Annotated in this window: 9 protein-coding genes; 5 read left to right on the plus strand and 4 right to left on the minus strand. The window is 61.7% G+C overall.

Features of this window, described 5'->3' with window-relative positions:
- Positions 1-67: 67 nt before the first annotated feature.
- Positions 68-1,681, minus strand: a complete 1,614-nt coding sequence (locus VHX65_18060) for a hypothetical protein (GenBank protein HEX4000462.1) — start codon at positions 1,679-1,681, stop codon at positions 68-70.
- A gap of 457 nt (positions 1,682-2,138) precedes the next feature.
- Here VHX65_18060 and VHX65_18065 point away from each other — a divergent pair, with 457 nt between their 5' ends.
- The 5 genes from VHX65_18065 (at position 2,139) to VHX65_18085 (ending at position 8,903) form a co-directional block, all read left to right on the plus strand.
- Positions 2,139-3,404: a GNAT family N-acetyltransferase gene (locus VHX65_18065; GenBank protein ID HEX4000463.1), complete on the plus strand. Its 1,266-nt coding sequence runs from the start codon at positions 2,139-2,141 to the stop codon at positions 3,402-3,404.
- A gap of 7 nt (positions 3,405-3,411) precedes the next feature.
- On the plus strand, positions 3,412-4,908 hold the full coding sequence (locus VHX65_18070; protein ID HEX4000464.1) for a GNAT family N-acetyltransferase: 1,497 nt from the start codon (positions 3,412-3,414) through the stop codon (positions 4,906-4,908).
- A 162-nt stretch (positions 4,909-5,070) separates the two neighbouring features.
- A complete protein-coding gene (locus tag VHX65_18075) occupies positions 5,071-5,952 on the plus strand; it encodes a polysaccharide deacetylase family protein (protein HEX4000465.1) in 882 nt (293 codons plus the stop codon).
- Entirely contained in the window at positions 5,949-7,640 is a 1,692-nt protein-coding gene (locus VHX65_18080) for a lipopolysaccharide biosynthesis protein (protein ID HEX4000466.1), read from the plus strand. The genes VHX65_18075 and VHX65_18080 overlap by 4 nt, the downstream gene beginning before the upstream one ends.
- Before the next feature lie 66 nt (positions 7,641-7,706).
- Entirely contained in the window at positions 7,707-8,903 is a 1,197-nt protein-coding gene (locus VHX65_18085) for a glycosyltransferase (protein HEX4000467.1), read from the plus strand.
- 212 nt (positions 8,904-9,115) lie between these two features.
- Here VHX65_18085 and glnD read toward each other — a convergent pair whose 3' ends face one another.
- From glnD to VHX65_18100, 3 genes are all read right to left on the minus strand, one after another.
- Positions 9,116-11,776, minus strand: coding sequence for a [protein-PII] uridylyltransferase (gene glnD, locus VHX65_18090; GenBank protein ID HEX4000468.1), 2,661 nt, complete (start codon positions 11,774-11,776; stop codon positions 9,116-9,118).
- A gap of 147 nt (positions 11,777-11,923) precedes the next feature.
- Positions 11,924-12,262 (minus strand): P-II family nitrogen regulator, encoded by a 339-nt coding sequence (locus VHX65_18095; GenBank protein ID HEX4000469.1) that lies wholly within the window; start codon positions 12,260-12,262, stop codon positions 11,924-11,926.
- Between the two features lie 149 nt (positions 12,263-12,411).
- The gene (locus tag VHX65_18100; protein HEX4000470.1) at positions 12,412-13,944 is read right to left on the minus strand and encodes an ammonium transporter; all 1,533 of its coding nucleotides are present in this window, start codon (positions 13,942-13,944) and stop codon (positions 12,412-12,414) included.
- Between the last annotated feature and the right edge of the window lie 634 nt (positions 13,945-14,578).

Here is a 14,578-nt window from a genome sequence, read left to right on the forward strand (position 1 = left end):
CCGGAACACTGGCGGAACCAGTGGCACACCTTGGGCTTGGCCGTTCTCACCCGGCCAGGTTCGCGGTTTAGTGCGTCTCTTGCGACGATTGCAATTTGGTCAACGCTTGCCGGAACGATAGGCCATTCGTTTCGACATCGCCGTGTAGCTCGACACCGCTATCGGCCGAGCCGCCATTGGTCGCGGGCTGGACGAGCTTTGCGCCGTTGCTAGACGCCTTGCTCTGCGGTGGAAAGCTGCCGGGCAACTGAGTTTCGCCAACGGATCGAGCCTCTTCGGCATCGATCGGGGGATGACCGTTTTGCTTGATTTCATGGACCAGCGGATCCGCCGAGCGCGGCGCTAGCGGCGGGACGGTCAGGAACAGTAGTCCCAAGCCGATAATCAATCCGCCGACTGCACCACCTGCGGCAATCACGCTGCGGCTCGGGCCGATCGGATAGGCGCCGGTGTCGGGCGTGTCGATGCGGCTGAGCAAACTAGCCGTGTGAGCCGCGGCTTGGCTGGCCCGCGCCTCGGCCAACTGTCCTTCGGCGGTTTTGAGCGTATCGGTGCGAAGGTGAACTTCGGCGGCGGCATTCGCATAGTCGGCACGGATGTCGGCAAGATGATCGAGCCGCTTGCGCGCGTCGGCGATCTGCGATTCCAGCGCGGTCTCGCGCTGCGTGGCCAGACTCAACTCCACCTCGATCCCCTGCGTGGCGCCTTCCAACTCATCATGAAGTTGTTCGCCGATTGCCGTTTCGGCCGCTTTGGCGTTGACCACCAGCGGATGCGTGTCCGACATCGACCCGACGAGTTGCGATGTATGCAATTCGGCATCGACCAGCCCATCCTTCAAGCGCTTGAGTTCGGGCTGCGAATCGAGCAGTCGCGAAGGCGTTGCCGCCAAGGCGTGCGGATCGTGTCTCGCGGCCTCCAGTAGCTTGAGCAGCGATTGATTCGATTCCACCGCAATTCGTGCCGCGCGCAATTCAACTTCCATTTCGGTGATCGAATGGCGGAGCGGGCTGTCGCCGGTGGGTGTGTCGAGCATCGTTCGCAGTTCACCAAGATCACTGCCGGCTTTCGCATCCATTCGGGCGAGCTTGATCGTGGCGGCTTCGAGATCGTTCTGTGAGATCGCGACGGTTTTGTCGAGTTCTTCGACGAGGCTGTGTGCTTTGGCGTCGCGCAGGTCCTCGAATCGCTTCTTGAGCTGGTCGCACAATGCAGAAGCTAAGGCGACGGCCCGTTTGCGATCCGTGCTTTGAACTTGGAGGTAGAACACCTCGGTCTTGCCAAACTCGGCCCCTTTCGGCGGACTGAGCTTCATCGAACCCACGAGACCGGCGACTTCTTCCTCGGACGGCCAAGGGGCTTGGTTCTTCCTGCCGGCGGGCGGACCGACGATCGAAAGCGCTGTTGACACGACCGAGTGGCTCTTGGCCAATTCGACGATCGTTTCCTGCACGGTTTTCATGTCTTCCGCGACATGGAAGCGCCCGAGATGATCGCCGCCGATCGCCTCGTCGCGGACCATCAAGGCTTGCGATGCTTCCCAAACCGCCGGCCGAATCTTGGCGTATGCCACTGCCACGGCGGCCACAAGCACCGCCGGCACGATCCAGCGAAGCGGATACTGAAGCAACAGCTTGACCACATCGCGCGGCGACGGACCGGGTGAATGAATCGGTGGCATGGTTGAGAGCCCTCGTGGAAAATCCGGGAATATTTGATAAGCGCAGCGACCGCATGTGCCCGACCCAAGCACGCGCACCCGATCAGTCAAAACCTACCGGACGATTTGCGTGCCGGAGCGAAGATCGCACGATTTGCAAAGCAAATGCCGCCGCCGCCAAACGCTCGGCATCCAAACGGCACGGTTCGACCCAACCTGCGGCTGGCGACGAACTTCGCCCGCCGCGGCCGTTCGGCGCGAAATCGAGGGGCGCACCGGAGACACGCCGCCGCATGTTGCGAAAAAGCAACATCGCGTTGCGGCGCGCCCACGTCGATTCCATTCCCGGCCGCTTGGGTGAATTTGCTTTCGCCCGGTCTGTGAGGGAGAGTTGTCATGGAGAGTCGTATTTCCATGCGGATCGCCGTGCGCAAGCAGCGCGGTGCCGCTCGCCGTGCATCGTCAAACGAGCAACCCGATGAAACTGCCGACAACACAATCGGCGACTCACGCGCTAGATCAGGCCGCGGATATGCCGCCGCCAGCGCGCGGCGCCGGCGGGGCCGATCTGCCGGCGCGGGTGGTGCGGCTATCGAGCCTGGCCGAAGTGCAGCCGTGCATCAGCCAATGGAACGCGATGGCGCGCGTGGTGCCTTTCCGCCGCTGGGAGTGGCTCGAAAGTTGGTGGCGGCACTATGGTGAATCCGGCCAGGCACGCACGTCGCGGGAGCTTTTCGTGTTGGCCGTGTTCGATGCCCAGCGAACGTTGCTTGGCCTGGCCCCCTGGTACATCGAGCGATCCGCTTCGCAGGGTCGGGTCTTGCGGTTCTTGGGGACCGGCGAAGTTTGTTCCGAATATCTGAGTCTGCTTTGTGTCGACGGCAAGGAAGAAATCGTCGCCCGCGGTCTGGCTAATTGGCTGGCCGCCAGCACACGAGCAGAGCAGCACGACGATCATGGCCAGCCGTCGGCGGAGCGTTGGGATGTGCTTAAGCTTTCGGGCGTTGCCGCCGACGATTTGGCCGTTGAGCGACTCTTGGTTCAGTTGGCGAGGCAAGGCAGCGCGGTGCATCGGCGACCGGGAATGAGTTGCTGGCGAATCGAGTTGCCTTCTAGCTGGGAAGAATATTTGTCGCTGATGTCGAAATCGCACCGCAAGCAGTTGCGGCGATTGGACCGCGACTTCTTCCGCAGCGGCCGCGCGCGAATGCATTGGGTTCATGGCCCCGACCAACTCGAACAAGCGCTAGCGGTGTTGGTTCGGCTGCATCAGAGCCGATGGAACGGGCGCGGTTGGCCTGGGTGTTTTGCCTCCGAGCGGTTTCTGAAATTTCATCGCGAGGTGGCTTGGCGGATGCTGGCGTTCGACGCGCTGCTCATGAGTTGGCTGGAGATCGACGGCCGGGCTGTGGCGGCCGAATACCATCTGGCCGGCAACGGAATTGTTTATGCGTATCAATCGGGCATTGCCCCGGGGGCGCTTGGGTTTCAGCCGGGGCATTTGTCGCACCTGGCGACGATTCGCCGGGCAATCGAGCGCGGCGACCGCGAATTCGATTTTCTTCGGGGGGACGAACCGTACAAATCGCATTGGCGTGCGGCTCCGCGGGGGATGCTCGAAGTGCGCATCGTTCCGCCGCGGATCGGACCTCGGATTCGGCAAGGAATCTGGGCGGCTGGCCACACGGTGATCAACCAGCTTCGCTCCGGCTGGCAACGAACCAAGCACTTGATTCAGGAGTAGACGCGCCATGGCCGGTGTCGATTCGCAGATTGGCGGCTCGCCTTGGCCGCTGCCGGATTTCGCCGGGCCGGCGTCGCCCGCCTATCTACCCGCCTATCTCGAGCGGCCGGGCGAGACGGCGCGCGCGGTCGCGCCGCCAATTCCGGGGTCGCAAGTGCAGAAGGAAATAAGGTCGATGGACGCCCCCCTTCCAGCGACTGCCAAGGAAAAAGAGGCGGGCGCCGCGGACGCTAATGAGTCGTCGAGCGGGGCCCCGACGGATCGCCCGTCGCCTGCGTTTTCCCCGTTTTCTGCAATTCGACCGTTTGCATCGCTCGCGCAGGTGGAAGGGGCGCTGACGCTGCGAGTCGGGCGGGTCGAGAGAAGCCGCGGCGCAACCCCGGCTCCGCACGACGAATTCGCCGCATTGGCCGACGTGTGGAATTCCCTCGCCGGATCGGTTCCATTTCGATCGTTGGAGTGGCTTGCAGCGTGGTGGCGGCACTACCAATCGCCCGGCTGGCAGACCTATTTGCTCAAAGTCGAAGACACCGCCGGACAGGTCGTCGGCATCGCTCCGTGGTATCTCTCCCGATCGCCGATGGCGGGGCGGGTGATTCAATTTCTCGGTTCCGGAGAGGTCTGCTCCGAATACCAGACGATTCTCGCGAAGCCTGGTTGCGAAACGGAGGTTGCCATCGCGATATCGCAATGGCTCGGCCACGAAGGGGCGCGCGATTGGGACATGCTGCTGCTCTCGGCCGTAGCGGCCGACGATCCGGCGACCGCTGCGCTGGCGGAAGACTTTGCCGACTGCGGGCACATGGTGGATCGCCGGCCGGGAATGCCATGCTGGCGGCGCGAATTGCCGTCCACGTGGGACGAATTCGTGCAGCAATTGTCGAAATCGCGGCGCGAGCGGCTCCGGCAACTAACGCGAAAATATTTCGACACGCGCCGTGCTCGCACCCGCTGGGTTGAAAACATCGCCGATTTGGACGACGCCTTCGCGATGTTTGTCGACATGCACCAGCGCCGCCGCCAAAGCCTTGGGCAGCCCGGTTGCTATTCGTCGCGGCAATTTGCCGATTTCCATGCGGAAGTAAGCCGCCGCTTGTGCGCCCAGGGCAAGCTACGTTTGCTGTGGACCGAACTCGACCGCCGACCGGTCGGGGCCGAATACGACTTTATTGACGGCCGTACGGTTTATTACTACTCGACGGGCGTCGAGCCGGACGCCACTGCCGATCATCCAGGCTGGCTGGCAATGATCGGTTCGCTGCGGCGGGCCATCGACGAAGGATGCCGCTGGTTCGATTTTTTGCGGGGTGACGAAGCGTACAAGTGCTCCTGGGGCGCGCGGCCCTTTGCGACCCTGGAAACTCGCATCATCGCTCGCCGCCGCCTCGCAGGGCTTCGCTACCAAGCGTGGCTCGGGCGGCAGCAACTGCGAAAATGGGGCAAAGGGATCAAGGAATGGAACTCGCGGCGAAAAGCGACAACACCTAAAACCGAACAAACCTAAGATTTCCGTCCGGAATAAATTCCTGGTTTTGGCGGCGTGTGACGCTGGCAAGCGCGGTCTGCCGGCAATGCGCCATGCGTAGTTCACACTGGCAGACGGCGCTTGCCAGTGGCACACCCGAGAACCAAATCGGGAAGTTAGCGGCAACCTAATCCTGACCGATTGCCCGTCCGCACAATGCCGTTTTGGAAATACCTGCTGCTCGAAGCCTATTATCGCGGATCGCTCCCCTACCGGTGGTTGCGAGCCGCGCAGGCGCGCGCGGCCGGCATGGCGCCGGTCATGGTGCTGTTCTACCATCGAATCGCGGACGACGCCGCGAGCCCATGGACGATGTCGAACCGGGAATTCGCCGCGCAAATTCGCTGGCTCCAGCGGCGATTCGAAATGATCTCGCTCGAAGAGGCACGGCGACGCCTCATGGAAAAGAGCAATCGGACGCCGGTTGTGAGTATCACGTTCGACGACGGCTACGACGCCAACTGCGACGAAGCCCTTCCGCTGTTGATCGAGCGCAAGATTCCCTGCACCTATTTCGTCAGCAGCCGATGCGTGCTCGAGCGGGTTCCGTTTCCCCACGACGTGGCGGAGCGATGCTCGGTGCGGCCGAACACGCTCGCCCAGCTTCGCAATCTGGCCGATGCGGGCATCGAAATCGGCGCCCACACCCGCACGCACGCCGACATCGGCCGCTTGCACAATCCGCGGGAGATCGACGACCAAGTCGCCGGGTCCGGCCGCGAATTGGAGCAGGCTCTCGGCCAGCGCGTGCGCTACTTCGCCTTTCCGTACGGCCAGCCACGGAACATGAATCCGCTGGCGTTTCAGATCGCGCGCGAACACGGCTATGACGCCGTCTGTTCTGCGTATGGCGGCTACAACATTCCCGGCGACGATCCGTTCCACATCCAACGCATTTTCCCTGACAATATGCCGCGGCTGAAGAACTGGGTTACCGGCGACCCTCGGAAGACCTGCCGTCCATATCGCTACAACTACCAAGTGCAGCCCCAGGCAGCTTTGGAAGAGGTGGCGATCGCATGAATAGTGTCACGCTTGCCGAGCCGGCAGACGTCGCGGCGCGATGCGAAGAGCCCGGTTTGACGCTCGATCCAGCATTGCCGGTCGCCGCGCCGGCTTCGCCACGATCGATGGCCGACATCCCGCAGCCGATTGCCGTCGAAATCCCGGCGGCCACGAGCGACGCTCCTCAGATCGACGCTCCGCAGTGGCGCACCGACACGTTGGCCCAAAGCCTGGCGATCTTGCTGGCGCTCTCGGTCGTGCAGCGATTGATCGGCTTTGCGCGGCAGGTGATGGTTTGCCGATGGTTGGAGCCGGCCCAATTGGGCGAATGGGATATCGCCCTGAAATTCTTGATGCTGGCGGCGCCCGTTTCCGTGCTTGGCCTGCCCGGTTCGTTCGGCCGCTACATGGAACATTACCGCCGCCGCGGACACTTGAAAACCTTGTTGCGTCGCACTGCCGCGGCCTGCATCGTGCTTAGCGCCGTGTCGACGCTCGGGATCGCCGCCCTGCGAACCGCGGTTTCCGAACTGATCTACGGCACGCCGAATCACACCGGTATGGTCGTGCTCCTGGCCATGAGCCTTTTGACCGTGATCGCCTACAACTATCTGACGGAGATGCTTACTGCCCTGCGGATGGTGCGCGTCGCGAGCATCGTGCAACTGGTCAACACGGTGTTGTTTGCCGTATTGAGCGTCGCGCTGGTGTTCGGCTGGCAATGCGACGCGGCGGCAATCGTCGCGGCCTACGCCCTCTCGGCGGCGATTTTGATCGGACCGATTCTCGTTTGGTTTCGCCGCACGTGGCGACAGATTCCCGAACCGGTCGAACGGCTCAGCCACTCGGCATTGTGGGGCAAGCTGGTGCCGTTTGCGATGTCGGTTTGGGCGGTGAACTTGCTCTATAACCTCGTCGGCGTCGTCGATCGCTACATGATCGTGCACTATGCCCCGGCAGCCGAGCCGCTGGCGCTGGTGGGAGATTATCACAGCTCGCAGGTGGTGCCGATGCTGATGGTTTCGGTGAGCGGCATCGTCGGCGGAATCTTGCTTCCCTACCTGAGCCACGATTGGGAAGCCGGCGATCAGCCGGCCGTGGCGGCGAAATTGAATCTGGCGATCAAAGTGCTCGGCATCGCCATGTTTGCCGGATCGGCGGTCGTGTTGCTTGCCTCGCCGCTCCTATTTGGAGTGGCATTCCACGGCAAGTTCGATGGGGGATTGGCGATCCTTCCCTGGACGCTGACCTACTGCATTTGGATGGCTTTGGTCCCCTTGGCGCAAATGTATTTGTGGTGTGCCGAGCGAGCCAGATTGCCGGCCTTCGCGCTGGTGGCAGGCCTGATTGCGAACGTCATGCTCTGTCGCCTGCTATTGCCGGCATTCGGTTTGCACGGCGTCGTCTGGGCCACGTGCGCCGCAAATCTGGTGACGCTTGCGATCATGTTCCAATTCAATCGCGCGTTCGGCATGCGGATCCACGGCGGCACGTGGCTTGTGATTCTCCTACCGTTGCTCCTCGGACTTGGAAAATGGGCGGTGGTCGCGGTCACGCTCGTGCTTTTCATGGAGATTCTCACCGGCGAGCGCATTTTCACTCGCGCCGACAAACAGCAATTCACCGCCACCTGCCGGCATTACATCATGAATCGAATTTTCAAATCTGCTGCCACTCCATCGGAAAATACTAGCCCGAAGCGTTAGCGAGGAAGCCGCACGCCGGGGCAAAGTTTTGATTGGCAGTCGAGCCATGGAACCGAATTAGCCATCATGTCTACCACGCTTTTGCCTGCGCCGACGGAGCCCAACCAAATTGCCGATGATGCGCTGCGCGTGATGTTCATCACCACGACGTTGGACGTCGGCGGGGCGGAAACGATGCTGATCAACATCGTGCGGCGGTTCGATCGCCGTCGGGCGGCGCCCGAAATTTGTTGTCTGAAAGGGCCCGGGGAACTCGGGACGATCATGGCCCGCGAGGTGCCGCTGTTCGACCGGCTTCTCAGCGGGAAATACGATTTGCGCGTCCTCGGCCGGCTTACGACACTGATGCGCCGACGCCGGATCGACGCGGTTGTCACCGTCGGCGCCGGCGACAAGATGTTCTGGGGCCGGCTGGCGGCACGCATGGCGGGCGTGCCGGTTGTGGCCTCGGCCTTGCATTCGACCGGCTGGCCCGACGTCGTCGGGCGGTTGAATCACTGGCTAACGCCGCTGACCGATGCGTTTATCGCCTGCGCCCCAGCACATGGGCAGTATCTTATCGAGCAGCAAAAATTCCCTGCCGAGCGCGTGCATGTGATCCCCAACGGCGTCGATACGGTCCGCTTTCAACTGCGGCCTGGAAATCCAGCGCTTCGCCGGCAATTGGGTTTGCCGGATGGGGCGGCGGTGGCGTGTATCTTGGCGGCCCTGCGGCCGGAAAAGAATCACGAGATGTTTCTCGATGTGGCGGACCGCGTGCGGCGCGAAGTGCCGGCGGCGCATTTTCTGATCGTCGGCGACGGCCAGCGTCGCTCCATGTTGGAGCAGCGCACGGCACAGCTCGGATTGACCGATGCCGTGCATTTTCTTGGCACGCGCTCTGATGTGCCGGAGTTGCTCTCGGTCGCCGATGTTGTGCTGCTGACGTCGCATATGGAGGCCAATCCCGTGTCGATCCTGGAAGCATTGGCGGTCGGCAAACCGGTTATTGCGACGCGCGTCGGATCGGTGCCGCAAACGGTTCTCGACCGTGAGGTGGGCTATCTGGTCGAACCCGGCGACGCGGCAGCGATGGCGGGTCACGTCGTGGATTTATTTCGCAGGCCGGAGTTAGCGGCCGCACTCGGCGCGGCCGGCCGGCAGCACGTTGTCGCACACGCATCGCTCGAGCAAACCGTCGAAGGCTACGAAGACTTGCTCGAGTCCCTCTACCGTCGCAAAACGACAAACCGCCCGGCAGCCCGCCGGAGCCCGCCACGTTAGGAATTTCTCGAAAACGTACCGGCACACCAACCCGAAGCGTCACGCTTCGGGCTAGTCTGGCAATCTGAATGATCAGGGCTAACGCGGATTATTCAGAGTGCCAGGAATTCGCGACACGCTGCGAAATAGTAGCCCGAAGCGTAAGCGAGGGTAAGCTGCGGTGGCTCCCTCGCTTACGCTTCGGGCTTGTGTGGCGCGATGAATAATCCGGCCTAACCCTTTACGCCCTCTTCGATCGCTTGTAGCAGACGGATGTGGATCATATCTAATCGCGTTTCACTGCTGATTTTTCGGCCGGCCGCATCGGTGACGTAAAACACGTCGACCACTTGATCCAGATACGTGCCGATCTTTGCCAGCGATACGGAAAGGTCTAGTTCGAAAAGCGTGCGGGCAATCGTGTAGAGCAAGCCGGTGCGGTCGGACGCGAAAATATCGAGGATCGTGTAATTGTCCGACGTGCTGTTGTCGACCCGAACCCGTGTGGGCCATTGCTCCAGATTCTTGCGATTCTCCTGCTGCATGCTGCTCCAAAGCCGGCGGAAAGCCGGTTGACGGTCCCCCTTCAGCGCCGCCACCAGCCGCTGGCTGACGGCGTCCAGCCGCTCGGCGGGGGGCGGCCCGGTGAAATCCGGATCGTGAACCACAAACCGGTCGAGCACGAGGCCCTCGGCGAGCGTGTTGATGTCGGCGGAAAGAATCGCCAGGCCTTGGCTGGTCAGCCCGCCGGTGAGCTTATGGAACACGCCGGGCGTGATGTCTTCATACGTGCCGATCACGTATTCGACCGTCTCGGTTTCACCGAGATAGCGGCTTTGCGTATAAACATCGCCATGCGAGAGCTTTCGCAGTTGCCGCAGATTTTCGGCAATTCGCTCCGGCGGCATGCTGAACAAAAACGAGCTCGGCAGTGCCGCCACTTGCGATCCGAACCAATGGCGGTCGTCGTCACTCGTCGAGCTTGAATCGGCATTCGAGCCGGCGCCGCGGCCGCCGAGGATACAGTCGGTCACCGCAGAGCGGCGCTCATCGGCCGCGGCAGATGGCGAATCGCCGGCGAGATGGCGCAGAGTTCGCTGATACAGATCGCCCAGCACTTCGGCCTTCCATTGGTTGAACACTCCCGGCCCCACTGCCGCGAGATCGGCCGCCGTGAGCACGTAGAGCATTCGCAGCACTTCGGTCGAACCCACATCGACCGCAAACCGCACGATGAGTTGGTCGTCGCTCGTGTCGCGGCGGAACGCGAGGTGCGACATCATCAGGTGCTTGTGAACGAGGAATTTGAGCGTGTCGGCATCCCGCGGCGGTAGCCGGAGCCGGGCCGCGGTGTGCTCGGCGATCCGCAGGCCAAGGTCGCTATGGTCTTCCAGATGTCCTTTGCCGAGATCGTGGATCAACAGGGCCAAGTGCAAAATGCGCTTTTCTTTCAAACTGCGGTAGACATTGCCAAGCAGCCCGCGCTCGCGGCCGAAGTCGGTGGCCCTTTCCACGGCCCGCAGGCAATGTTCGTCGACCGTGTATTTGTGATACTCGTTGAACTGCAGCAAACAGCGAGCGTGAGTGAACTCCGGAATGACTCTTTCCAAAACTCCCGCTTCGTGGAATTGATGCAGCAATTCCCCGAGCATCGCGGGCTGCGAGAGGATCGAGAGAAACCGTTCGGCGGCGGCCGGCGAAAATGAGTCGGGCAACGACGGCACCGCATCGTGCACTTCCTTCCAGGCGGCCGGCGCGATCCGCTTTTGATACAGATTCGAGAGATCGGCCAACCGCAGGATTTCGACCAGATCGCCGTGCAGCTTTCGACGGCCTTGCTCCGTCAGAGAGATTTTTGCGCCGATGCGGAAATCCCCCTCCATCAAATGGCTGAACACGGGCGCGAAGATTTCGTGCAACCGAGTCCAGGGGCGCGATTGCGCGAGAAAGCGATCCAAAATCCTGCTTATACCACGCGTATGCCGGAAATAATCTTGCATGAACTGCTCGACCGGCAGCAACCCTTCGGTTCCCTTGTAGCCGAACACCTCGGCGATCCGAACCTGTTCGGGCCGATTCAGCGCGTCTTGCGCCTTGCGGGCGTGGAAGTGCAATTCGTTGCGAACTCTCAACAGAAATTCCTTCGCCCGCCGCAGCACGCGCTGGTCATCTTTCGAGATCACTCCCATCATCGCCTGGGCCTCAGGATCCGACTGGCCATGCCGCGCGAAACCCACCCAGCGAATCAATTGCAAATCGCGCAGTCCGCCGGGCGACCGCTTGACGTTCGGCTCCAGCAGATAGACCGTTTCGCCGTATTGCGAGCGCTCTTCCTCTCGGGCCCGTTCGATTGCCGTCACGGTGCTCCGCCAGCGGCGGTTGGCAATCCGCGGAAAATTGCGATCGAATTTTCCGTGCAGCGATTCGCTGCCGACGATGAAGCGAGCCTCGGCCAGGGCGGTAAACAGGGTCGGATCTTTGAAGGCCGCGCGAACCACATCCCGCGGGGTGCGCACGCTATGCCCGAGCTCGAGGCCGACGTCGTACAGGTCGTGCAACAATCGCTTCGCCAGCAGCGATACATGCGGGGCCGCCCGGCTGTGCAGAATCAGCAAATCGACGTCGGAATAGGGCGCTACGTCGCCGCGGCCATATCCGCCCAATGCCACGAGTGCCACTTCTTCGCGAAATTCGGCGGCTTGCTCCGGCAGGTCGGCCAATGCGGATTCGTAAAGCCGCAGCAACACCTGGTCGAATAGCTCCGTGAGCCGGGCGCAAACTTGAATGCCGGGCGATCCGGCATCGTGTTGCTGACGAAGCTTTTGCCGTTCGCCGGCCAACCACTCTCGGGCCGCGAGCACGTCGGGACGAAATGTCAAAGCACTGCGAGACATACGCGAGGGGCGAGGGGCCTGGGGCGAGGGACGAGGGGGACAAATGGCAACGCGACGACGGAAGCCCAGTTGAATCGTTGACGGCCGACGAAGCGCGCTCGCGCTCCGCACAGTCCGACTCGCCCCTCGTCCCTAGCCCCTCGCCCCTTAAAGAGCATCTTCGCCGGTTTCGCCGGTGCGAATGCGGATCGTGTTGGCCAGGTCGATGACGAAGATTTTGCCGTCGCCGATCTGACCGGTTTGGGCGACGCGCATGATCGTGTCGACGACATTGTGCAACTGGCCATCCGGCACGACCACTTCGATCTTCACCTTGGGGACGAAATCGACCGTGTATTCGGTGCCCCGATACATTTCCGTATGCCCTTTTTGACGGCCGAAGCCTCGCACTTCGGTGATCGTCATTCCTTGAATACCCTGCTCCGTGAGCGCGTTTTTCACATCTTCGAGCTTGAAGTGGCGGATGACCGCTTCGATCTTCTTCATGAAAGATTCCCTTTTCGACCAACGGCAAAAAAAACCGGCATCAGCCATCACTCGCCCAGACGCTTCCGCCACCGTCCGGCCCGGCCCAGCCTGAACAATCAAAAATTGTTACTAGCAACGAAATCATACCCGGCCGGCAAGCCGGACCGCTATATGAATATATATCCTTCCTCTCCATGTTGGCTGACGTCGAGCCCTTGAAGTTCTTGTTGCTGGGTGACCCGAAGCCCCATCAGGGCATCGAGAATCTTGAGGATCGCGAACGTGCCGACGATCGCAAATACCCAAGTCGCCAACACGGCCACGATTTGTCCTCTTAAAAGACTTCCGCCTTCCAACAGCCCGAGCGGCTGCCCATGGTTTGCGTCGGTCACGGCCCGGGTAGCGAAAACGCCGGTCAGCAGGGCTCCGAGGGTTCCGCCGACGCCATGCACGCCAAACGCGTCGAGCGAATCGTCGTAGCGAAACTTCGATTTGAACCCGGTGCACGCCGTGAAGCAAACCACCCCGCCGGCGATGCCCATCGCGATGGCCGGCATCGGGTTCACGAAGCCCGAGGCGGGCGTGATGCAAACCAGTCCGGCGACGGCTCCCGAGCAAGCTCCCAACACGCTCGGCTTGCCGCGGATGAACCATTCCATGGCGGCCCAGGTGATCGCTCCGGCGGCGGCGGCGAAATGCGTGGCGGCGAAAGCGCTCGAGGCGATGGCGTCGGATTGCAGTTCGCTGCCGGCATTAAAACCGAACCAGCCGATCCACAGCAGGGCGGCGCCCACGACCGTATAAGTCAGATTGTGCGGAGGCATCGGCTCGCTGCCGTATCCGAGCCGCCGGCCGATCAGCAGCGCGCAAACAAGCGCCGAGATTCCAGAACTGATATGCACGACCGTGCCGCCGGCGAAATCAAGCGCCCCGCCCGCCGCCCAGCCGGGCAGGTGCGCCGATCCATATTGCAGCACGCCTCCCCACCACACCCAATGGGCCAACGGGCAATAAATCAGCGTACCCCAAAGAATCGTGAACACGACCATCGTGCTGAACTTCATCCGCTCGGCAAAGGCGCCGCAAATCAATGCCGGCGTGATGATGAAAAACATCCCCTGAAACAGCATATGCGTCAGCCGCGGGATCGGATCGATGCTGCCCGGGTAGCCCGCGAACATCGGCGTTTCGGCTTGATTCGTGCCGACATTCCAAGTGCGTTCGACGCCGTGCATGCAGAGATAATCGCCGTTGCCGATCCAGGGATTGAAATTCTTGCTCCTCGGATCGCCGCCGAAGGCCAGCGAGTATCCCCATAGGGCCCAGATAACGCTATTCAATCCCATCAGAAAAAAGCATTGCATCATCACGCCGAGCACATTCTTCTTCCGCACCAAGCCGCCATAGAACAAGGCCAAGCCAGGCGCCGTCATCAGCAGCACCAGCGCCGACGAGACGAGCATCCAAGCATTGTGGCCGGCCAGCGCCGCATTGCCGACTTGCTTTTGCAAATACGCCGGGACGGTGTAGTTTGCCGAGGCGGTCGCAACATCGCCGGGCGTCGTCGTCGCCGACGACGATGTTCCAGCATTCATCCCTAGCTTCGGCGCGGAATCCTGAGCGCGCGCCGTCGTCGGCGAAACGTGGAAAGCCAGAATTGATGCCAGCAGTAGCCATTTCCCGGCCTGATAAAAACTCATCGCGCTCCAATCCCCCGATAAAGCCAATTGGCCGGCACACCGGCGCCGCCTAAACGCCAGAAACCTGCCAGCCAAACCGTCCCCAAGCTAGCTGGGGCCGGTGGGAACGTAAAGCCCGAACGGGCGAATTTTTGGCGCGACACGAGCGACGCGCGAAACCTCAAGCGTGCCGCCTATTCCGCTTGATCCTGTGCGACGCTTGCGGTTTCGCGCGTTGATCGCTGCGAGTCCGAGTAGCAAGGGCTGGTGCTGCGTCAACGCTGGAATTTTGGGATGTTCAAAGCGATTCGCGGGACGATTTGCCGCCCCACTACCGACCCACGGTCCCAAATCGTTGCTGTGGCGCAACACAAGCCCGAAGCGTTAGCGAGGGAGCGCCGCTACGGCGGCATCGTCTCGTTGCAGGCGGCAAAAGCCGAATGCACATTGGACCAATGCGTTCGTGACGGCGGCCCGTCGTGGCTTACGCTTCGGGCCTAGTGTTGACGGCGATCCGCAACGGAGCGCATCCTCGCTCACGCTTCGCGCCTAGTGTGGCGTCAACGCTCGATCTTGGGACGGTCAAAGCGATTCGCCCGATGATTTGCCGCTCACTACCCCCCGATCGTTGATGTGACGCAGCACTAGTCGATCG

Source organism: Pirellulales bacterium, from assembly GCA_036267355.1.
GTDB lineage: Bacteria > Planctomycetota > Planctomycetia > Pirellulales > DATAWG01 > DATAWG01.